The following is a 277-nucleotide window of genomic DNA, read 5'->3' as shown; positions in this document are numbered from 1 at the left end:
GCGAGCAGCGGGGCTTCCAGTTGCCCGATGGCACCCGCCTGGAACTCAATACCGACAGCGCGGCGGACCTCAACTTCAATGCCGAACAGCGCCTGATCAAACTGCGCCGGGGCGAGATCATGGTGTCCTGTGGAGCCGATCACGGCCCTGCCCGCCCGCTGCTGGTGGAGAGCCGCCACGCCCTGCTGGAAGGCTTCGACGCCCGCTTCGTCGTGCGCGTGGAGGAACGCTGCACACGCCTGAGCGTGACCCACGGCAGCGTGGCCATTCATGCGCC

Annotated in this window: 1 protein-coding gene; it reads left to right on the top strand. The window is 67.9% G+C overall.

The features are described 5' to 3' along the window. Positions 1-277, top strand: a 277-nt coding sequence (locus tag SB725_RS30965; RefSeq protein ID WP_410923206.1) for a FecR domain-containing protein, incomplete at both ends; no start/stop codon positions are given.

This window comes from Pseudomonas sp. SIMBA_041, assembly GCF_046535095.1.
Classification (GTDB): Bacteria; Pseudomonadota; Gammaproteobacteria; order Pseudomonadales; family Pseudomonadaceae; genus Aquipseudomonas; species Aquipseudomonas mucoides.
This window is presented reverse-complemented; position numbering and strand designations above follow the sequence as displayed.